The organism is Pseudomonas sp. 58(2021) (assembly GCF_017491585.1).
GTDB classification, from domain to species: Bacteria; Pseudomonadota; Gammaproteobacteria; order Pseudomonadales; family Pseudomonadaceae; genus Aquipseudomonas; species Aquipseudomonas fluorescens_BT.
The window spans coordinates 176,476-196,866 of sequence record NZ_JAFGYZ010000004.1 but is presented as its reverse complement, the minus strand read 5'-3'; the positions used below and the strand labels follow the sequence as shown (position 1 = coordinate 196,866).

The 20,391-nt window shown below is 62.5% G+C and carries 21 protein-coding genes; 9 read left to right on the top strand and 12 right to left on the bottom strand.

Annotated elements, in window-relative coordinates:
• Position 1 precedes the first annotated feature (1 nt).
• Together J5M72_RS06335 and J5M72_RS06330 are read right to left on the bottom strand one after the other, a co-directional pair.
• Positions 2 to 1,063 carry a Gfo/Idh/MocA family oxidoreductase gene (locus J5M72_RS06335; RefSeq protein ID WP_207864698.1) on the bottom strand — a complete coding sequence of 354 codons (1,062 nt, stop codon included), beginning with the start codon at positions 1,061 to 1,063 and terminating at the stop codon, positions 2 to 4.
• A 116-nt stretch (positions 1,064 to 1,179) separates the two neighbouring features.
• A complete protein-coding gene (locus J5M72_RS06330; RefSeq protein WP_207864696.1) occupies positions 1,180 to 1,956 on the bottom strand; it encodes an IclR family transcriptional regulator in 777 nt (258 codons plus the stop codon).
• A gap of 178 nt (positions 1,957 to 2,134) precedes the next feature.
• On the opposite strand from J5M72_RS06330, the gene J5M72_RS06325 reads away from it, so the two are divergent.
• The 4 genes from J5M72_RS06325 (at position 2,135) to J5M72_RS06310 (ending at position 6,717) form a co-directional block, all read left to right on the top strand.
• Positions 2,135 to 3,871: an FAD-dependent oxidoreductase gene (locus tag J5M72_RS06325; RefSeq protein ID WP_207864694.1), complete on the top strand. Its 1,737-nt coding sequence runs from the start codon at positions 2,135 to 2,137 to the stop codon at positions 3,869 to 3,871.
• Complete coding sequence (locus J5M72_RS06320; protein ID WP_169432028.1) at positions 3,855 to 4,688, top strand: aldo/keto reductase; 834 nt, start codon at positions 3,855 to 3,857, stop codon at positions 4,686 to 4,688. The genes J5M72_RS06325 and J5M72_RS06320 overlap by 17 nt, the downstream gene beginning before the upstream one ends.
• Before the next feature lie 190 nt (positions 4,689 to 4,878).
• Complete coding sequence (locus J5M72_RS06315; protein WP_207864692.1) at positions 4,879 to 5,766, top strand: neutral zinc metallopeptidase; 888 nt, start codon at positions 4,879 to 4,881, stop codon at positions 5,764 to 5,766.
• A complete protein-coding gene (locus tag J5M72_RS06310) occupies positions 5,767 to 6,717 on the top strand; it encodes an alpha/beta hydrolase (protein WP_207864690.1) in 951 nt (316 codons plus the stop codon). It begins immediately after the preceding gene.
• Between the two features lie 114 nt (positions 6,718 to 6,831).
• Here J5M72_RS06310 and J5M72_RS06305 read toward each other — a convergent pair whose 3' ends face one another.
• The 3 genes from J5M72_RS06305 to J5M72_RS06295 form a co-directional block, all read right to left on the bottom strand.
• Positions 6,832 to 7,425: an HAD family hydrolase gene (locus tag J5M72_RS06305; RefSeq protein WP_207864685.1), complete on the bottom strand. Its 594-nt coding sequence runs from the start codon at positions 7,423 to 7,425 to the stop codon at positions 6,832 to 6,834.
• Positions 7,422 to 8,291 (bottom strand): acyl-CoA thioesterase II, encoded by an 870-nt coding sequence (tesB, locus tag J5M72_RS06300; RefSeq protein WP_207864683.1) that lies wholly within the window; start codon positions 8,289 to 8,291, stop codon positions 7,422 to 7,424. Before tesB ends, J5M72_RS06305 begins: the two co-directional genes overlap by 4 nt.
• 105 nt (positions 8,292 to 8,396) lie before the next feature.
• Complete coding sequence (locus tag J5M72_RS06295; protein ID WP_169432032.1) at positions 8,397 to 8,966, bottom strand: GNAT family N-acetyltransferase; 570 nt, start codon at positions 8,964 to 8,966, stop codon at positions 8,397 to 8,399.
• 83 nt (positions 8,967 to 9,049) lie between these two features.
• Between J5M72_RS06295 and J5M72_RS06290 the strand changes: the two genes are divergently transcribed.
• Both J5M72_RS06290 and J5M72_RS06285 read left to right on the top strand, forming a co-directional pair.
• A complete protein-coding gene (locus J5M72_RS06290) occupies positions 9,050 to 9,970 on the top strand; it encodes a histone deacetylase (RefSeq protein ID WP_007958746.1) in 921 nt (306 codons plus the stop codon).
• A gap of 280 nt (positions 9,971 to 10,250) precedes the next feature.
• Entirely contained in the window at positions 10,251 to 11,492 is a 1,242-nt protein-coding gene (locus tag J5M72_RS06285) for a TIGR03862 family flavoprotein (RefSeq protein ID WP_207864680.1), read from the top strand.
• A gap of 38 nt (positions 11,493 to 11,530) precedes the next feature.
• Here the strand turns inward: J5M72_RS06285 and J5M72_RS06280 are convergent, their stop codons facing one another.
• Both J5M72_RS06280 and yedA read right to left on the bottom strand, forming a co-directional pair.
• Positions 11,531 to 12,871, bottom strand: a complete 1,341-nt coding sequence (locus tag J5M72_RS06280; RefSeq protein ID WP_163976544.1) for a DEAD/DEAH box helicase — start codon at positions 12,869 to 12,871, stop codon at positions 11,531 to 11,533.
• A gap of 53 nt (positions 12,872 to 12,924) precedes the next feature.
• A complete protein-coding gene (gene yedA, locus J5M72_RS06275) occupies positions 12,925 to 13,875 on the bottom strand; it encodes a drug/metabolite exporter YedA (RefSeq protein ID WP_207864678.1) in 951 nt (316 codons plus the stop codon).
• A 163-nt stretch (positions 13,876 to 14,038) separates the two neighbouring features.
• On the opposite strand from yedA, the gene J5M72_RS06270 reads away from it, so the two are divergent.
• On the top strand, positions 14,039 to 14,494 hold the full coding sequence (locus J5M72_RS06270; RefSeq protein WP_169432036.1) for an Lrp/AsnC family transcriptional regulator: 456 nt from the start codon (positions 14,039 to 14,041) through the stop codon (positions 14,492 to 14,494).
• Positions 14,495 to 14,621: 127 nt separating this feature from the next.
• Here J5M72_RS06270 and J5M72_RS06265 read toward each other — a convergent pair whose 3' ends face one another.
• The 3 genes from J5M72_RS06265 to J5M72_RS06255 all read right to left on the bottom strand — a co-directional run bounded on the left by J5M72_RS06265 (position 14,622) and on the right by J5M72_RS06255 (position 16,643).
• Entirely contained in the window at positions 14,622 to 15,227 is a 606-nt protein-coding gene (locus tag J5M72_RS06265) for a 3'-5' exonuclease (RefSeq protein ID WP_207864676.1), read from the bottom strand.
• A 40-nt stretch (positions 15,228 to 15,267) separates the two neighbouring features.
• Entirely contained in the window at positions 15,268 to 15,747 is a 480-nt protein-coding gene (locus tag J5M72_RS06260) for an NYN domain-containing protein (RefSeq protein ID WP_007958730.1), read from the bottom strand.
• Between the two features lie 137 nt (positions 15,748 to 15,884).
• On the bottom strand, positions 15,885 to 16,643 hold the full coding sequence (locus tag J5M72_RS06255) for a DUF2076 domain-containing protein (protein ID WP_207864674.1): 759 nt from the start codon (positions 16,641 to 16,643) through the stop codon (positions 15,885 to 15,887).
• Positions 16,644 to 16,821: 178 nt separating this feature from the next.
• On the opposite strand from J5M72_RS06255, the gene J5M72_RS06250 reads away from it, so the two are divergent.
• A complete protein-coding gene (locus J5M72_RS06250; protein ID WP_169432040.1) occupies positions 16,822 to 17,496 on the top strand; it encodes a YciC family protein in 675 nt (224 codons plus the stop codon).
• Between the two features lie 74 nt (positions 17,497 to 17,570).
• On the top strand, positions 17,571 to 18,647 hold the full coding sequence (locus tag J5M72_RS06245) for an endonuclease/exonuclease/phosphatase family protein (RefSeq protein WP_169432041.1): 1,077 nt from the start codon (positions 17,571 to 17,573) through the stop codon (positions 18,645 to 18,647).
• A gap of 114 nt (positions 18,648 to 18,761) precedes the next feature.
• Here J5M72_RS06245 and J5M72_RS06240 read toward each other — a convergent pair whose 3' ends face one another.
• A complete protein-coding gene (locus tag J5M72_RS06240; RefSeq protein WP_064382153.1) occupies positions 18,762 to 19,598 on the bottom strand; it encodes an ABC transporter ATP-binding protein in 837 nt (278 codons plus the stop codon).
• A complete protein-coding gene (locus J5M72_RS06235) occupies positions 19,586 to 20,389 on the bottom strand; it encodes an ABC transporter permease (protein WP_007958721.1) in 804 nt (267 codons plus the stop codon). Before J5M72_RS06235 ends, J5M72_RS06240 begins: the two co-directional genes overlap by 13 nt.
• Between the last annotated feature and the right edge of the window lie 2 nt (positions 20,390 to 20,391).

Genomic DNA, 20,391 nt, shown 5'->3' with positions numbered 1-20,391 from the left:
TTCAGGCCTCGATCTGCGCAGGTTCGGTGGCGCGACCGCTGGCCGCTGCTCCACGGATAGCCTCGACCAGCGCCAGCGTGCGGGCGGCGTCGGCGGCACTCACCAGCGGTTCGACTTCCCGGCGTGCGACGCGGACGAAATGCTGCAATTGCAACCGCAGGGCTTCGTCAGGCGTGAACGGTTCATCGACCGCCAGCAACAGCTCGTGCCAACCGGCGTCCACCTGATCGGGGTGGTAATGCCAGCGCTTGAGTTGCGGAATGCTCAAGGCCCCGGCCGTTCCCGCCAGCAAGTAACAAGGCTGTTCGGCATGGCACGGATAGACCGGATTCTCCCCGGAGTTCAACTCCCAGCTCCACGGCGCCGCCACCGCATCGGAACCGGTCAGGGTGCCCAGCGTTCCGCCATCGAACTGCAGCAGGATTGCCGCGCTGTCTTCATTGGCAAAACCGCGCACCGAACGGTCGGTGATTGCCTGCACCGAACGTACTTCTCCGCACAGATGACGCAGCAGATCGAGGTCGTGAATCAGATTGGTCAGCAGCAGTCCGGCACCGGCTTCGCGCCGCCACGCGGTTTCAAAATAGTGGTCGGGTTTGCGCAACTGGAACAACGCAGTCACCAGCGTCAGCCGCCCCAATGCTCCGCCCTTGACCAGTTCATGGGCCCGCACGATCAACGGATTGTGCCGCCGATGATGGCCAACCAACACCGGCACGCCGCTACGCTTCACCGCTGCCACCAGCTCCCGCGCCTCATCCAGATGCACACCCACCGGTTTTTCCAGCAACACCGGAACACCAGCGGCCAGGCAATCCAGTGCGGTGCTGACGTGCTGATTATTCGGATTGGCGACGACGACTGCGTCTGGCCGGTTCTGTTCCAGCATCTGACGGTGATCGGCGAAATGCGCCACACCCCACTCCGCCGCCAGGGCCGGTGCCTGAAGGCCGGGATCGGCCACGGCGCATAACGTGGCCTCAGTGAGATGTTTCAGGTGCCGGTAATGTTGCTGGCCCATACTACCGGCGCCGATCAAGGCGATGCGAAGGGGCGGGTTCAAGGTGCGATCCTCTTGTGATTGTTGTGGGAAAACTCACTCAACCAACAATTTAGAACCCGGTTCCAGATTCTCACACCCATCCGACTGAAAAGTGGGCGAACAGCGCACAGCTTTGCTTAAACGAACAACTCCGAGGCCAGGCTCGCCGCCGACAGCTCCGCGGTAAACGTCAGCAGCAACGGCGCCAGTTCATGCAATCGCGCCGCCGGCATCCGGGCGCTTGGGCCGGCGATGCTGAGCACGCCAATCACCCGGCCATCGGCGGGATGCTTCACCACGGCAGCAATCGCCGAAGTGCCCACCGCCGAACTTTCTTCCACACAGGCATAGCCCTGTTCCCGGGCCACGCGCAGGCGTTCGAGCAGTTCAATATTGGAGCGCGGCGCGTTGGGCCCGATATCCGACGGCACCTCCGCGCCCTGGCGTTCGACCAGCGACAACGCCTCGGCGTCGCTCATGCACGCCAGCCACGCATGGCCCGACGCGGTGTAGAACAGCGGCGCATCGCGGCCCATGTCCGGGTCGTAACGCAGGCCGGTGCGGGCGCCCTGGGCCTTGGCGATCCAGGTCTGACGCTCGCCGTCGATCACGCCCAGACGCACCAGCTCACCGGTTTCCTGGGCCAGCCGATCGAGCACCGGCTGCACGATGTCGGCACCGCTGCTCGACAGGTACTGAAAGCCCATCGCAACCAGTTTGGTGGAAAGGTGATAGCGCAACGTTTCCGGATTCTGCCGCACGTAACCCAGGCGGATCAGCTCGGCGAGCAGGCGGTGCGTCGCGCTCTTTGGAATGTCCAGTTGCTCGGCCAGGGTCTGCATCGGCAGCCCGCGCGGATCACTGGTGAGGCTTTCCAGCACGCTGAAAACCCGTTCGATTTGACTGCCGGCCATGGTGCGCTCTCGGTGAAATTTCGCCGATTCTAGAAGACATCCCAAGGAATGCGAAATCTGGAACCTGGCGTCCGATAACCGCCCACTTTGCGCGTCAGTCGGGTTGATCTGCTTCACTCGCACTGGTTATTTTCTGGAACATGATTCTAAAAATAATTGATAGCTGGAGCGTTTCCTGATGCCTGCCCTTCCCGATATCGACTGCGACGTTCTGGTGGTCGGCTCCGGCGCCGCCGGTTTGTCGGCCGCCGTCACCGCCGCCTGGCATGGCTTGAAGGTCATCGTGGTGGAAAAGGATCCGGTGTTCGGCGGCGCCACCGCCTGGTCCGGCGGCTGGGCGTGGGTGCCACGCAATCCGCTGGCCCGGCGCGCCGGGATCGTCGAAGACGTGGAACTGCCGCGCACCTACCTGCGCCACGAACTCGGCAAACACTACGACCCGGCCATGATCGACGCCTTCCTTGAAGCCGGCCCGCGCATGGTGGCGTTCTTCGAACAACACACTGCCCTGCAATTTGCCGACGGCAACGCCATCGCCGACATCCACGGCGAAACACCGGGCGCCGGCACCGGCGGACGCTCGGTGATTGCCGCGCCCTATGACGGACGAAAGGTCGGACGCCTGCTCAAACGTCTTCGTACAACCATGCGCGAAACATCGTTCATGGGCATGCCGATCATGGCCGGCGCGGACCTGTCGGCGTTTCTCAATCTGACTCGCTCGCTGTCGGCGGCCTGGCACGTGACCCGGCGTTTCACTCGCCACCTGCTGGACCTGGCGCTGCACGGCCGGGCGATGCAACTGGTCAACGGCGTGGCGCTGGTCGCTCGGCTGGCGAAATCCGCCGAAGACCTAGGCGTACTGCTGTGGGAATCGGCGCCAGTGACTGAACTGCTGCACGACGAATCACGCATCACCGGCGCTCACGTGCACACCGCGAAAGGCCCGGTCACTGTCCATGCGCGCAAGGGCGTGGTGCTCGCGGCCGGCGGATTTGCCAACGACATCGAGCGGCGCAAGGCCTTGTTCCCGCGCACGCCCACCGGTCACGAACATTGGGCGCTGCCTCCGCTGGCAGTTAATGGCGATGGCCTGCGGATGGGTGAAAACGTCGGAGGCCGGGTCAACACCGATGTGGCCTCGCCCGTGGCGTGGGCGCCGGTCTCGCAGGTGCCACATTCCGACGGCAGCATCGGCCATTTCCCACACATCATCGAACGCGGCAAACCGGGCGTCATCGGCGTGCTGCGCAACGGCCAGCGCTTCGTCAACGAAGCCAACGGCTATTACGACTATGTCAGCGCCATGGTCGCCGCGGCCCCTGAAGGCGAAGAAGTCGCTTCGTGGCTGATCTGCACCCGCGCGTTCCAGCGCCGTTACGGGCTCGGCATGTCTCGGCCGTTTCCGGTTCCGGTGTCAGGTTTTATCCGCAGCGGCTATCTGAAAACCGGCAATACCCTTGAGGAATTGGCCACCGCATGCGGCATCGATCCGAACGGTTTACGCGCCACTCTGCATGACTACAACCACCATGCCCGGCACGGCGAAGACCCGCTGTTCGGTCGCGGCTCGACGCCGTACAACCGCAAACAGGGCGATCCGGCGCAACAGCCCAATCCGTGCGTGGCGCCTATCGAACAAGGCCCGTTCTACGCGGTGAAGGTGCAGCCGGGCTGCTTCGGCACCTTCGCCGGGCTCAAGGTCAACCCGCATGCGCAGGTGCTCGACGCCGAAGACCGGCCTATCCCCGGGCTGTACGCTGCCGGTGGCGACATGGCCAGCATCATGGGCGGGCATTATCCGGCGGGCGGGATCAACCTCGGCCCGGCGCTGACGTTCGGTTACATCGCAGCCCGGCACATGGCGGGCGTCACGGCTTTCGAACAGGAGAATGACCATGCAGCACATCGTTAACAGACAAGGACTGAACCTGCCAAAACTCGGCCTCGGCACCTGGCCGATGCTCGGCGACGAATGCACCCGCGCCGTGGAGCAAGCCCTGGAACTCGGTTACCGCCACATCGACACGGCAGCGGCCTACAACAACGAAGACGCAGTCGGACAGGCCCTGGCGAATACGCCGACACCCCGCGAGCAGATCCACGTCACCACCAAGGTCTGGTGGGACCAGTTGCAACCGGACGCCATGCGTCACTCGCTGGATCGCAGCCTCAAGGCCTTGCGCAGCGAGTACGTCGACCTGTTCATGATCCATTGGCCGACCACCGACTGGGATTTGCCGCGCACCCTCGAAACCCTCGCGTCGTTCAAAGAACAGGGGCTGGCTCGCAACATCGGTGTGGCGAACTTTCCGCTGCCGCTGCTGCGCAAAGTCGTCGAGGAATACGGCATTCCTCTGTCAGCCATCCAGGTCGAGTACCACGTCCTGCTCGGACAAAACGCCCTGCTCGGCTACGCCCGTCAACACGATCTGGCGCTGACGGCCTACACGCCGCTGGCGCGTAACAAGGTCTCGGAGATTCCACAGATTCAGCAGATCGCCGAAAAACACGGCGTGCTGCCGACCCAAATCGCGCTGAAGTGGCTGCTGGATCAGGACAACGTTGCGGCGATTCCCAAGGCCAGCAGCAAAACCAATCAACTGGCCAACCTGGCATCGCTGAAGGTCGAACTGGATGACGACGACCGAGCGCTGATCGCTGCGCTGCCCAAGCGCGAACGTCAGGTCAGCCCGGACTTCGCGCCGGTGTGGGATGCCTTCGACCGCTGACACCTGACTCGGCAAAAGAAAACCGCCGGCGGATTGAATTCCCGGCGCTCATGCTCGTCAATAACAGGCCCGACCTCGTCACCCCGAGTGCGGGCCTTTGTGCGTGTGTACGAATAGACGGACGACCGGACTGGCGCCACACTCACACACCAGCAACACTCATCACCACGATCAGACAGAGGATTCCCACATGCTATGGAAAAAAGGCCGACGCAGTGACAACGTCGTCGATGCCCGTGGCGATGACATGGGAGGTGGCGGCGGCATGCGTTTCGGGGGTGGCAAGGGCCTGAGCCTCGGCGCGATTCTGCTGATCGTCGGCATTGGCTGGATCACCGGGCAGGACCCGCTGCAGATTCTCGGCCAACTGACCGGGCAGATGTCCGAGCAACCAGCCCCTTCTTCGCAAACCCGCCAGGCGCCGCCGGCCAACGATGAACAGGCCGAATTCGTGCGCTCGATCCTTGGTGACACCGAAGACACCTGGGGCGCGATCTTCCAGCAGGCCGGCCGCCAATACAAAGACCCGACGCTGGTGCTGTTCAGCAACCGGGTCAATTCAGCCTGTGGCATGGCCACCTCGGCCACCGGCCCGTTCTATTGCCCGGCAGACCAGAAGGTCTATCTGGACATGGCGTTCTTCCAGGAAATGGCCCAACGCTTCAAGGCTGCCGGCGACTTCGCCCAGGCCTACGTGATCGCTCATGAAGTCGGACACCATGTGCAGACGCTTCTCGGCGTCTCGGCGAAAATTCAGACAGCCCGCCAGCAAGGCCGGCAGATGCAAGGTGATGGCGGCCTGTTGGTGCGTCAGGAACTGCAGGCCGATTGTCTGGCCGGCGTCTGGGCCTACAACGCGCAGAAACGTCTGAACTGGCTGGAACCGGGCGACATCGAAGAAGCCTTGAACGCGGCGAACGCCATCGGTGATGATCGCCTTCAACAACAGGGTCAGGGCCGTGTGGTACCGGACTCGTTTACCCACGGTACGTCGGCGCAAAGGGTGCGCTGGTTCAAAACCGGATTCGCCCAGGGCCAGGTCGGCCAGTGCGATACCTTTGCGGCGAAAAACCTGTAAATGCATAAATGGCTGTTGGCTTTACTGTTGATCGGCGGCACCGCGCAAGCGGCCGGCGTCGACGCAATCAGTCCCGGGCGCCTGCAATTGCAGGCCGGCGAAATGGCGGTGGGCATCGGCCCGGCGCCGGCGAAAATCGAGCGGGTACTGATCGTCATTCATGGCAAGCTGCGCAACGCCGAAACCTATCGCAAAAGCGGCGAAGCCGCGGCGGAACTGGCCGGGCAAACCGCCAACACCCTGGTGATCGCCCCGCAGTTTCTCAACGAAAGCGATGTTGCTCTCTATTCATTGCCCGCCAGCGTGTTGCGCTGGAAGGGTAATGAATGGATGGGTGGCGGGTTATCCACAGGGCCGAACCCGCTGAGTTCCTACGCCGCACTGGACGAAATCGTCGGGCGGCTGACCGATCGCAAGCAATTTCCGGACGTGAAGCAGATCGTGATCTTCGGCCACTCCGGCGGCGGTCAGGTGGTGCAGCGCTATGCCCTGCTCGCCCGCGAACAACCGGCGCTCAAGGCTGAAGGCATTCGCTTGCGCTACGTGGTGGCCAATCCGTCGTCCTACGCCTACTTCAATGAGCAACGACCGGTGGCGTTCGATCATGCGCAGTGCCCGGGCTTCAACCGCTGGAAGTACGGTCTGGTGGATCCGCCGATCTACTCGGGTGGGCAAACGCCCGCACAGCTTGAAGGCAGTTACGTCAAACGCGAGGTGATTTATCTGCTGGGCCAGCAGGACACCGACCCGCAACACCCGGCGCTGGACAAGAGCTGTGCCGCCGAAGCACAAGGCGCCTATCGCCTGATGCGCGGAAAAATGTTTTTCAGCTATCTACTGCGCCGGCATCCGGAAGGGGTGAATCAGCGGCTGGTGGAAGTGCCCGGCGTCGGGCATAACGGCGACGGCATGCTGACCTCACCGGAAGGCCAGAAAGCACTGTTCGAATAAGTCTTGTGTTAAGTGGGCCGACGCCTTCGCCAGCAGGCTGGCTCCCACATTTGAAATGCATTCCCGGTGGGAGCGAGCCTGCTCGCGATGGGGCCCGCTCAGGCAACCAATCAATCAGGCGAACAACATCCGCCGCAACTCCACACAATCCTTCGCGTGCCAGTCGGTCAGCTCCGGCCATGGATTATCCGGCAGGTTCACCAGCACCGTGTGCGTGCCCGCCGCCCGACCGCAATCAAGATCAAACCGGTAATCACCAACCATCACCATCTCGCTCGCCGGCACTTGCCAGGCTTCGGCCAGTTTCAGCAGACCACCCGGATGCGGTTTCGGCGGCGCTTCATCGCGGCCCAGCACATCGTCAACCGCGAAGCAGTCAGCCAGGCCGATGGCCTCCAGCGTCACGTGGGCCAGCTCCCGCGCATTGCGGGTCAGGATGCCGAGGCGATAACCCCGAGCGTGCAGGTCGCGCACCAGCGCCACCGCGCCGACCGCCGGGGTCGAGCCGAGCGCCAGATCCCGCTCATGTTCCAGCAGCCACGCGTGTTTCGCCGCCGCTTCTTCGGCAGGCAATGCCGCGAGGTGCGTGAGAATGTCGTCCTCCGGCGGGATCGCCAGCGCCACGCGAATCGCCGCGAAGTCATGCACGGCGACGGTCAGGGTGCCGTCCATGTCGAACACCCAGTGCCGCACATCCGCCAGACTCATGCCCAGTCCTTGCGATGACGGATCAGGCCTTCCTGGGTCACCGACGCCACCAGTTGCCCGGCGCGGTTGAACACGCTGCCACGGGAAAAACCACGGGAATTGCCGGCCCACGGGCTGTCCATGGCGTAGAGCAACCAGTCATCGGCGCGCAGGTCGTTGTGGAACCACAACGCGTGGTCGAGGCTGGCGACCTGCATGTCTTTCTGCCAGACCGATTTGCCGTGCGGCAGCATCGAGGTGGTCAGCAGGCCGAAGTCCGAGGCGTAGGCCAGCAGGTATTTGTGCAGCGCCGGGATGTCGGCCAACGCGCCATCCGCACGGAACCACACGTACTTGATCGGATCCGCCGGTTGCAGGTTGTACGGGTCTTTTTCGGTGACCGGGCGCACTTCGATCGGCTTCGGGCACAACAGCTTTTCGCGCATGTGTTCCGGAATCAGGTGCGCGCGTTGCTGGGTCAGTTCCAGCTCCGACGGCAGGTTTTCCGGGCCGACCACTTGCGGCATCTGGCTCTGGTGCTCGAAGCCTTCTTCGTCGTACTGGAACGAAGCGCTGCAGGTGAAAATCGGGTGGCCCTTCTGGATCGCGGTCACGCGGCGGGTGCTGAAACTGCCGCCATCCCGCACGCGGTCAACCGAGTAGACCACCGGCAACTTGGCATCGCCCGGACGCAGGAAATAACCGTGCATCGAATGCACATGACGGGTTTCTTCAACGGTCTGACTGGCCGCCGACAGTGACTGGCCGAGCACCTGGCCGCCGAACAACTGGCGAAAGCCCAGATCCTGACTGCGACCACGGAACAGGTTTTCCTCGATCGGTTCGAGGGTCAGCAGATCCACCAGATCTTCCAACACTTGGCTCATTCAGACTCTCCTCACACAAAGCAATGCCGCGCAGTCTTGGCTGCGGCGACCAATTCAGATTCTGGCGCGAGCCATGATCGCGCCATTGTAAACGTCCGTGTCGGCTTAGCCATGCAAGGTCTGCAGCCATTGCTCCCTGGTGATGCGGTACAGCAGATGTCGACGCAGCGGGTGATCAACCGCCAGTTTCGGGTGATCGAAATCATGGGCTGGGTCGTGATGCATGCCGATGGCCTGCATGACCTTTTCCGACGGCAGATTGCTCTGTGCGGTGAACGCCACAATCTCCTTCAGGGCCAACCGGTCAAAGCCGCAACGCAACGCAGTCCACGCCGCCTCGCTGGCATATCCCAGGCCCCAGTGTTCCTTCGCCAGACGCCAGCCGATTTCCACCGCCGGGGTGAACGGGGCATCGAAACCGACCACGCCGAGTCCGGTAAAGCCGATAAACTCACCGGTGTCCTTGCGCTCCAGTGCCCACAGGCCGAAGCCGTGTTCGGCAAAATGGCCGCGCACACGGCCGATCAGCGCCGCGCTTTCCAGCCGGCTCAAGGGCGCAGGAAAGTAGCGCATCACCTGCGGATCGGCGCACATCGCCGCAAATGCCGGCAGATCAGCGTCCTGCCACTGACGCATCAGCAGTCGCGCGCTTTCCAGCTCAAGTATCGGCTCCATCGTGCCCCTCCGTTTCCATGCCGCAAGTCTACATCGCTGGTAGGCTTTGCACTCTTTCCTACTGCCTTTATGAATAGTCCGCCATGCCATTGCCGCTGATCTACCACGAAGACTACAGCCCCGAGTTTCCGGCGGATCACCGCTTTCCCATGGACAAGTTCCGCCTGCTGCGCGATCACCTGGTGGACAGCGGCCTGACTCGCGACGAAGACCTGCTGCGCCCTGAACTGTGCCCTGCCGACATCCTCGCCCTGGCCCATGACCGCGGTTATATCGAACGCTACATGAGTGGCGAGTTGTCCCGCGAAGACCAGCGGCGCCTCGGTCTGCCGTGGAACGAAGCTCTGGCCCGACGCACCGTACGGGCGGTCGGCGGCTCGATTCTCGCGGCAGAGAAAGCCCTGGAGCATGGCCTGGCCTGTCACTTGGCCGGCGGTACTCATCACGCCCACTACGACTACCCCGCCGGGTTCTGCATCTTCAATGACCTGGCGATCATCAGTCACTACCTGCTGCAAAGCGGCCGGGTGAACCGGGTGCTGATCTTCGATTGCGACGTGCATCAGGGCGACGGGACTGCACGAATTCTGCACAACACCCCGGAAGCGATCACCGTTTCCCTGCACTGCGAAAAGAACTTTCCTGCACGCAAAGCCGAAAGCGATTGGGACATTCCGCTGCCCAACGGCATGGGCGACGCCGATTACCTGAAAGTCGTCGATGACGCGCTCAACTATCTGCTGCCGCTGTATCAGCCGGATCTGGTGCTCTACGACGCCGGCGTCGACGTGCACAAGGACGACGCCCTCGGCTATCTGCAACTGACCGACGAAGGCGTTGCCGCCCGCGACGAAAGCGTGATGCGCCATTGCCTAGGCCGCGACATCCCGGTGGTCGGCGTGATCGGCGGCGGTTACAGCAAGGATCGCCACGCCCTCGCCCGCCGTCACGGGATCCTGCATCACAGTGCGCAGCGCGTCTGGCAGTCATCGGGTTGTCATTGAGTTGTGCTGCGTTACCCACAATGGCTGTGGAACGGCCTGTGGATAACCTGAGCGAAAGGGACTACAGCCCACGCTGAACATGGCTTGCAGCGCACTGTTTGTTTTTTGATCAGCAATTTGAGCCACCACAAGCCTCTGTGGGAGCGAGCCTGCTCGCGATGAGGCCCTCTCATGCGGAATCGATGGCGACTGATCCGCCGCATCGCGAGCAGGCTCGCTCCCACAAGGGATTTGCGCTGTTAGAATGCGCGCCATATTTCGTCAGACCGCAGCGCACGCCATGACCCAGATTCACGCCACCTCTCCCGCTCATGTCGCCATCATCGGCGGTGGCCCCGCCGGCCTGATGGCCGCCGAAGTGCTGAGCCAGGCCGGAGTCCGCGTCGATTTGTACGACGGCATGCCCTCGGTGGGCCGCAAGTTCCTGCTGGCAGGGGTTGGCGGCATGAACATCACCCATTCCGAAGCCTGGCCGGCGTTCCTCTCGCGCTACGCCGAACGCGCCCCGAACATTGCCCCGCTGCTGCGCGCATTCGACGCCGACGCCCTGTGCCGCTGGATTCACGAACTGGGCATCGAAACTTTCATCGGCAGCTCCGGCCGGGTGTTCCCCACCGACATGAAAGCCGCGCCATTGCTGCGCGCCTGGCTCAAGCGCCTGCGCGACAGCGGCGTGGTTATCCACACCCGCCACCGCTGGCTCGGCTGGGATGAAAACGGCGCGCTGCGCATCGACAGCCCGGAAGGCGAGAAAACCCTTACCCCCGACGCCACCCTGCTCGCCCTCGGCGGCGGCAGTTGGTCGCGGCTGGGTTCCAACGGCGCGTGGATGCTGCCGCTGGAGCAACGCGGCGTAGGACTGGCGCCCTTGCAGCCAAGCAATTGCGGCTTCGAGGTGCAAGCCTGGAGCGAACTGATGGTCAGCAAATTCGCCGGCGCGCCGCTGAAAAATATCGCCATCGGTTTGAACGACGACGTTCCGCGTTTGGGCGAATGCGTGATTACCGCGACAGGGATTGAGGGCAGCCTGATCTACGCGCTGTCGGCGCCGATTCGTGAGGCGATCAATGTGCACGGTGCCGCGACCATTCACATCGACCTGCTGCCCGGCCGGCCTGTGGATAAATTGCAGGCGGCGTTGAGCAAACCCCGGGGTTCGCGCTCGATGGCCAAGCATCTGCACAGTCAGATCGGGATTGATGGGGTGAAAGCGGCGTTGCTGCGGGAACTCACAGACGCCGCGACGTTTGCCGATCCGGCACTGTTGGCTCGGGCGGTCAAGGCTTTGCCGCTGACGCTGGTGAAAACCCGGCCGTTGGATGAAGCGATCAGCAGCGCGGGCGGAGTGACGTTCGAGGCGATGGATGAGCGGCTGATGCTCAAGGCGTTGCCGGGGGTGTTCTGTGCGGGGGAAATGCTGGATTGGGAAGCGCCGACTGGGGGGTATTTGCTGACGGCGTGTTTTGCCAGTGGCCGGGCGGCCGGAGCTGGAATGCTGGACTGGTTGAAACAGCGTAACTGATCGTTCCCGCATTGCGCGGGAACGACCCTTTCTGACGCTTAAGGCTTACGCTTACGCGGCCCGGTATTGAACACCGGCACTTTACGAACAGGCTTGATCGCCACCTCCGGCGCCGGGGTATCCCCGCTGTCCACCCACTTGCCCAGATTGCGCTTGCCACCGCCACCACCGGAAGCTTTCGGCTTTTTCGGTTTCTTCGGCTTCTTGATCACCTGACCACTGGCATCGGTGTCCGGCACGCGGTGCTCCGGCACAAAGTCCGGCTCAACCTCACGCTTCAACGTGCTGCGGGTCAGCATTTCAATCGCCGACAACATGTTCACTTCATCAGCGCACACCAGCGAAATCGCCTCACCGGTCGAACCTGCACGACCGGTACGACCGATACGGTGGATGTAATCCTCGGCAACGATCGGCAGATCAAAGTTGACCACCAGTGGCAGGTCTTCGATATCCAGACCACGGGCAGCAACATCGGTGGCCACCAGAATCTGCACTTCGCTCAGCTTGAACCGATCCAGCGCCCGCTGCCGGGTCGCTTGCGGCTTGTCGCCGTGGATGCCGTCGGCGTTCACGCCCAGGCCCTGAAGCTTCTCGACCAGCGCGTCCACACCGTTGCGGGTCTTGGCGAACACCAGCACCTGCTTCCACTTGTTCTTGCGCATCAGGTGCACGAACAGTTCCGGCTTGCGCTTCTTGTCCACCGTCACCACCCACTGCTTGACGGTGTTGGCCGCGACGTTGCGCGGGCTGACTTCGATGCTCTGCGGATCGTTGAGCATCTGCCCGGCCAGCAGGCGGATGTCATCGGAGAAGGTCGCGGAGAACAGCAGCGTCTGACGTTTCTTCGGCAATGCGCGGTAAATGTTCGCCAGCTCTTCGGAAAAGCCCAGGTCGAGCATGCGGTCGGCTTCGTCCAGCACCAGGGTTTGCAGCTGGTTGAACTTCAGCGCGTTCTGGCGGAACAGGTCGAGCAGACGGCCCGGGGTCGCGACCAGCAGATCGACGCCGCCGCGCAGCTTCATCATTTGCGGGTTGATGCTGACGCCGCCGTACACCGCGTAAGTGCGCAATGGCAGGTTCTCGGCGTACTGGCGCACGGCTTCGTGGACTTGTTCGGCCAGCTCGCGGGTCGGCACCAGAATCAGCGCACGCACCGAGTTGGCGGTGACTTTCGGCCCTTCCATCGCCAGCAGTTGCAGCAGCGGCAAGGCAAAACCGGCGGTCTTGCCGGTGCCGGTCTGGGCCGCGGCCATCAGGTCGCGACCGGCCAGCACGGCCGGAATGGCTTGCGCCTGCACCGGCGTCGGGGTCTGGTAGCCGAGCTTCTCGAGGGAGCGCAGCAAGGGTTCGATCAGGCCAAGGGTGGCGAAAGTCATGGGAGTACCGTAGGAAAAAATCAGAGCATGTGTGCGATGGCGCGCAGTTTACCCTAATTCGCACGCTGCTCCGTCGCTATGACCTTCGCTGCGGCAGCCGGCTCGCTGACCACCGGCGGCCGCGCCGGACGCCGCCACTGTGGCAGACTGATCAGCACCACCGCGCCGATGATCACCAGCATCGCCAGCGCCTCTTCGATGCCGATGGTCTCGCCGACAAACACGATCCCCAGCAACACCGCCACCGCCGGGTTCACATAGGCGTAACTGGTGGCCGCCGCCGGACGAACGTTTTTCAACAGGTACATGTAGGCGTTGAAGGCGATGATCGAGCCGAAGAAAATCAGGTACGCCAGCGCCAGCCAGCCTTCCAACGGCGGCATGGCTTGCAGGTGTTCACCGCTGGCCGCGCTGCCGATCAACAGCACCACGCCGCCCACCAGCATTTCCACGGCACTGGCCATTGCGCCCTGGGGCAATGGCAGGTGTTTGCTCCACACCGAACCGAACGCCCAACTCGCCGCCGCGAAAATCAGCAGTGCCGCACCCAGCGGACTCGATTGCAGGTTGGAGCCCATGTTGAGCATCGCGATGCCGATAATCCCCATCACCACCCCGGCCCACTCCAGGCGGGTGTTGCGTGCGCCCCAGAAATAACCGCAGAGCAAAGTGAACAGCGGCACCGTCGCCACCGCCAGCGCAGCAACACCCGAGGCCACGCCGCTGTGCTCGGCCAGGGTCACCGCGCCGTTGCCGAAACTGAGCAACAGAATCCCGATGATCCCCGCCGCTTTCCACTGCACCCAGGTCGGCGCCGGTGCCCCGCGCCAGCGCAGAAACGCATACATCAGCGTGCCGGCAATCACGAAGCGCACACCGCCGAGCATCAGCGGCGGCCAGTATTCGACGCCGATGCGGATCACCAGATAGGTCGATCCCCAAATCACGTACAACGCAAAAAACGCAGCGATCAACGGCAAGGAAAAACGGCGCAAGGCAGACATGGGCAGCTCGAAAGTCAGACTCAGAGGATTGGTTATTCTAGAAAGGCCAACCGCTAAAAATAAGTTACAAAACCTGTTTATAGCGCCGGTACACTTTTGAAAACACGGAGATCGACGGCCAAAACCGCGATTTCGAAAGTCTGGCATTTTCAGGAGTCCGACCTTGGACAAATACGACCGCATGCTGCTCGGCGCCCTGCTCGAAAACGGTCGCGCGTCCTACGCCGACCTCGCCCGCAAAGTGAACCTCTCCGCCCCCGCCGTCGCCGAGCGCGTGGCCAAACTTGAGGCGGCCGGAGTAATCACCGGGTATCAGGCGAACATCGACCTGTCGAAAATCGGCTTGCCGATCCAGTGCGTGATCGAATTGCGCCTCCACCAGAACGGCAGTCAAAAGGTCTACGACGAACTGGTGAAAATTCCGCAACTGACCGAGTGCTTTCGAGTGACGGGCGATCCGTGCGTGATCATGAAGGCCGCCGTGGGCTCGATGACCGAGCTGGAAGAGCTGATCAACCGGGTGGCGAAATTCGGGTTCAGCAAAACGTCGATCGTGTTGTCGAGTGCGATAGAGAAGCGGGTGCCGTTGGGGCATATCGAAGGGAATGGCAAACCCTGAGGTAATAACACCTACTGTGGGAGCGAGCCCGCTCGCGATAGCGGTGCGTCAGTCGGCCTAAATGTCGACGAAAAAACCGCATTCGCGAGCAGGCTCGCTCCCACATTAGATTTAGATGGATTCGGGATCAGCGATAGCGTTGCAGGTGTTCGCCGACTTTGGCGGCCGGGACTTTCTGCAATTTGCACAGCAAGTCGTGCGACAGCTCGCGCACGCCATGCTTGTGCCGCAACTCATCCGCCAAATGCGCCAGCAGATTCGCCGCCATCTCCGCATCCGCCATCGCCCTGTGCGCCTGGCCGGTATGCGGCAACTGGGCAAAAGAGGTGAGCGTACCGAGCTTGTGGTTAGGCGCTGCCGGCATCAAGCGGCGGGCCAGCAGCAGCGAGCAGGCGAAGTTCTGCAGGCGGGTGCGTTTGATCCGGCCCAGTTCGAAGTCCCAGAACTTCTGGTCGAAGGCGGCGTTGTGCGCCAGCAGCGGCGTGCAACCGACGAATTCGTTGACTTCGTTCATCACCTGTTCGGCCGGCGGCGCGGTGCGCAGCATGGCGTTGCTGATGCCGGTGAGTTGTTCGATGAAGGCCGGGACGCGGACGCCGGCGTTCATCAGGCTCTGGTAACGCTCGACGATGCGGCCGTTCTCCAGCATGACCACGGCGATTTCCGTGGCCCGGCAGCTGCTGCTCGGCGAGATGCCGGTGGTTTCAAAGTCGATGACTGCAATGCGTTCCAAACCGGGTTGTACTCCGTCCAAATCAATTCTTGAGCAGGGCTCAATTTTTCAACAGCAACGCGCCTTCAATCGGCACATAACGGCTGGCAGCGCGGATCAGCGAGTTGGCGGTCAGGCCGGGAACGCCGTAGGCCACCGCTTGCACGCCGTGTTTGTTGATGATGCGTTCGAGCAGCATGTCGAAATCGCCGTCACCGGAGGCCAGCACGATTTCGTCGACGTGGTCGGCGGCGTCCATGATGTCGAGGGTGATGCCCACGTCCCAGTCGCCCTTGGCCGAGCCGTCGCTGCGCTGGATGTAGGGTTTGAGTTTCACGGTGAAACCGAGGTTGCGCAGGATCTGCTGGAACTGCTGCTGTTTGCTGTCGCCCCGATCGATCGCGTAGGCGTAGGCCTCGACAATCTGCCCGTGCTGGCTGACATCCGCCCACAGCGCCGCGTAGTTGAAGTGGCAACCATAGGCCTGGCGGACGGTGTAGTAGAGGTTCTGCACATCGGCGAACACTGCGATTTTTTTCACCGGAGTTCCTGTGAGCGCTGACGCGCATGAGCCGGATCAGGCACCAGGCCCGAAAAAGGCGCCCAGTATGCCAGCCCGAAGGAAGGTTCCGCGAATAATCGGCCCGGGGCGCTCAGGCGCCCCGGACGAATGGTGAGTCAGACGAAGGAATCGTCGTCATCGAAGAACGATGAGTTGTCATCGCTGTAGTCGGTGTCGGTGAAGCCACCCTGATTGTTGCCGAAGGAATCGTTGTTGGCCATGCGCTGGTCATCGCCCCAACCGTTATTACCTTGGTCGGCCACTTGCGCAGGCTCTTCCTTGATCACTTCGACGATTTCTTCCGGCTGCTGGTTGTGATGGAACAGGCTGCTGATGCCTTGTGCCAGCATCACGCCACCCGCCACGCCGGCAGCGGTTTTCAGGGCGCCGCCGAGGAAGCTGCTGCCCGCGGCCGGTGCCGCTTGTTGCTGGCCATAACCCGGTGGTGGCGCGCCGAAGTTCTGTTGTGGCGCGGGTGCACCGAAGTTCTGCTGCGGAGCCGGTTCACGCCAACCGCCAGTGGACGCCGGAGCGCTCTGGGTCGGTGCCGGGCGTGGGCTGCTGCCACCGAAGATGCTCGACAGGAAACCGCCGCCGCTCGGCGCCGGGGCTGCACTTTGCGCCTTGGCCGATTGCAGTTCGGCCTGCAGTTGCTGAACCTGTTGAGTCAATTGTTTGTTCTGTTCGTCGAGGCTCTTGATCGCGGCCTCCTGCACCAGAATCGCCTGGGTCATGAAATAGCCTGCGGCCGGCTGGCGCGTCAGGTGTTCCTTGATCCGCGCCTCGGCCAGGGCGTCGCGCGGGGCTGCCTCCGTTTCGGCCTGTTGCAGCCGGGAAAACAGTCCATCGATCAGGGTTTGCTCTTCGCTGTTCATGGCGACCTCGTAGATTGCCGGGGATAACGTTGCCCTCGTCCACGGTGGAGGAGGCGCACCTACGTAATGGAGGCAGTGACAGAATGTTTCAATGGTCTTTACCGAACGTTTACGTTTGCGCCCTTCAGCACATCATCGGTTAAAGTGAGCCACTGTTTTTGACCTGCGATACCGACTGATGAATGCCTTCGATGTGCTGCGTGACTCTCTGTATTTCTTTAAACGCAATCTGGCCCGGATCGTCCAGCTGTGCCTGCCGCTGGTGATCCTCGAAGCCGCGCTGCAACAGGTGGTCGATCACGCCAGCGACCCGGACGGTTATTCGGCCATCAGCGTGATCGTCGGCCTGCTGGTCTACCCGCTGTACACCGCTGCGCTGATCCTGTTTCTCGACGCCCGCACCCGTGGCGAATCCCCGCAAACCCTCGACTTGCTGGCGATGGCGGCGCGTTTGTGGCCGCGTTTTGCTGTGCTCACCGCACTCAACACGCTGCTGATCCTGCTCGGTCTGTCCTTGTATTTCCTGCCAGGCCTGTGGCTGATGGTCACCCTGGCCTTCGGTGAATACCTGCTGGTGCTGCGCGGCTACGGCCCGTTGCAGGCGATGAAGGAAAGCCTGCGCCTGAGCCGCGGGCATTTCCTGCGAATTCTGGTGTGCATCCTGTGTGTGATGGGGCCGTTGTGGCTGCTCAAGGGCCTGACTCTGCAGGTCTATCCAGATCCACAGAATCCTTTGATCGCGGTACTGATCGACAGTGGTCACAGCTTCCTGCAGCTGTTCACCAGCGTGGTGCTGTTCCGCCTGTTCATGCTGATCAGCGAATTGCCCGACAAACGTGACGGAAGGGTCTGACCGCTCTGAGCTTGGGCTGAGCGACGGGTCTCGGGTATGCTCGGGACCACTTCCGTATCGCTATAAGCCGAGCCATGACCCGTCTACTGCGCTACATCCTGCTCTTCGTGCTGCTGGCCGTCGCCCTGATCGGCGTGATGATTTTCAGCCTGACCTGGCGCCCCGACGCCCGGGAGACCCTGCCGGTCAGTTGCATCGGGCAACCGCCAACACTGGTGCCCGGCCAGGCGCTGAAGGTCATGACCTGGAACGTGCAATACCTGGCCGGCAAGCGTTATGTGTTCTGGAACGACCTGGCCCACGGCGATGATGAGGCCCCGACTCAGGAAGACATGGCGTTCAGCCTTGACGAAGTGGCCCGGGTGATCCGCGACGAGCAACCCGACGTGGTGTTGATCCAGGAACTGGATGATGGCGCCAAGGCCAGCGACTATCAGAACCAGCTCAAGCTGTTGCAGGAACGCCTCACCGACCTCTACCCATGCAGCGCCCACGCCTTCGACTGGAAGGCCGATTTCGTCCCGGATCCGCATATCTTCGGCAGCGTCGGCCGGCAACTCGCGACCCTCAGCCGCTACCGCATCGAACACGCCGAGCGCCTGCAACTGCCGGTGCAGCCGTCGAACATCATCAGCCGTCAGTTCCAGCCGAAAAACGCCCTGCTCGCCACCACCCTGCCGCTCAGCGATGGCGGGCAACTGATGGTGTTCAACACGCATCTGGATCGCGCCGTGCAGCCGGACGAAACCTTGCAGGCGCAGGTGACGGCGGTGGCCAAGGTTCTCGACAAACACGAAAGCCAGGGCACGCCGTGGCTGATCGGAGGCGACTTCAACCTGTTGCCGCTCGGCCAGTACCGGCGCCTGCCGGTCGAACAGCGCACGCCCTACTCCGTGGACAGTGCGCTGCACCTGTTGTGGGACAAGTACCCGATGATCCCGACCAACAACGAAGCCAGCGGCATCGACCGCGCCAAATGGCTGACCCATTACCCCAACGACCCTGGCCTCAACGGCCCGGACCGCACGGTCGATTACCTGTTCTACAGCCCGAAGATCAAACGGGTCGAAGCCACGGTGCGTCAGGACGATACGTTGCGCATTTCCGATCATCTACCGGTGATTGCGCGGTTCCTGTTACCTCCCAACTAACTGCCGTCCTTGTGGGAGCGAGCCTGCTCGCGATAGCGGAGTGTCAGACGAAGGTTTTCTGACTGATATTCCACCATCGCGAGCAGGCTCGCTCCCACACGATGGACGGTGGTCTCAATGAGCCTCTTCGAGATCGTCGTGCAACAGCCCGAAGATCTGCCGTTTCATGTCGATGAACGAGCGCTCCATCACCATGTCCAGCGTGCGTGGGCGCTCGATCGGCACATCGAGAATTTGCTTGATCCGCCCAGGCCGTGCGCCCATCACGTACACCCGGTCGCCGAGCAGGATCGCTTCGTCGATGTCGTGGGTGACGAACAGCACGGTCTTCTTGCTGTTGCCCCACACCCGTAATAACAGCTGCTGCATTTGCAGGCGGGTCTGGCTGTCGAGGGCGCCGAAGGGTTCGTCCATCAGCAGGATCTGCGGGTCGTTGGCCAGCGCCCGGGCAATCGCCACCCGCTGCATCATGCCGCCGGACAGCTGCTTGGCGTAGTTGTCGGCGAACCCGGACAAACCGACTTCGTGGACATAGTGATCGACGATCTCCTTGCGCCGCGCCGCCGGCATGCCCCGGCGCTTGAGGCCGAACTCGACGTTCTGCCGCACGGTCAGCCACGGGAACAGCGTGTAGCTCTGGAACACCATCCCGCGATCCGCGCCGGGGCCCTGCACTTGCTGGCCGCCGACGTAGATCTCGCCGGATGTCGGCTCGGCGAGGCCGGCGGTGAGATACAGCAGGCTCGACTTGCCACAACCCGATGGCCCGACCAGCACTGCGAATTGCTGATCCGGCACTTCGAACGACACTTCTTCCAGCGCGGTGAACGTACCGCCGCCGGGTTTGCTGTAGCGCAGGCTGACCTTGTCCACCTGCAACCTTGGCGCGGCGAGTGCCGGTGCGGCGACCGGTTCGATGAAACGACGGTTGGCAGCGGTTACTGAGCCCATGCGGCAATCCTCAAACGCAAAAAGCGGAACAGTTGATCGGTGACCAGACCCAGCAGGCCGATGATCGCGATGGCGAGAAAAATCACGTCGACCTGAAAGCCGCGCATGGCCTTGAGGCTCAAGTAACCGAGGCCACTCGAGGCGGCGACCAGTTCGGCGACCACCAGATAGGTCCAGGCCCAGCCCATGGTCACCCGCAGGGTGTCGAGCACACCCGGCAACGACGCCGGGGCGATCACATGCAGCACCGCGTCACGCCGGTTGGAACCGAGGGTGTAGGAGGCGTTGATCAAGTCCTTGGAGATGCCTTTGGACACGTCCGCGATCATCACCAGTTGCTGGAAGAACACGCCGAAAATGATCACCGACACCCGTTGCTCCAGACCGATGCCGATCCACAGGATGAACAGCGGCACGAACGAGGTAACCGGCAGATAACGAATGAAATTGACCAGCGGTTCGAGGAACGCCTGGACGATGCGAAAGCTGCCCATCAGCAGACCCAGGGGCACCGCCACCAGCGACGACACGATGAAGCCGACCATCACCACTTCGACACTGGCCCAGACATGCTGGCCAAGGGTGCCGTCGCGGCTAAGGCGCACCGCCGCTTCAACCACCGCACCGGGCGTCGGCAGAAACATCCCCGGCACGATGCCGCCGTAGGACAACCCGGCCCACAGGCCGACCAGCAACACCCAGGCCAGACCGCTGGCGCTCCATACCACCGGCACCGGCAATCCGGTCTTCGGCGTGATGCAGCGGCTCAGCCATGAATTGCGCTTGAACATGA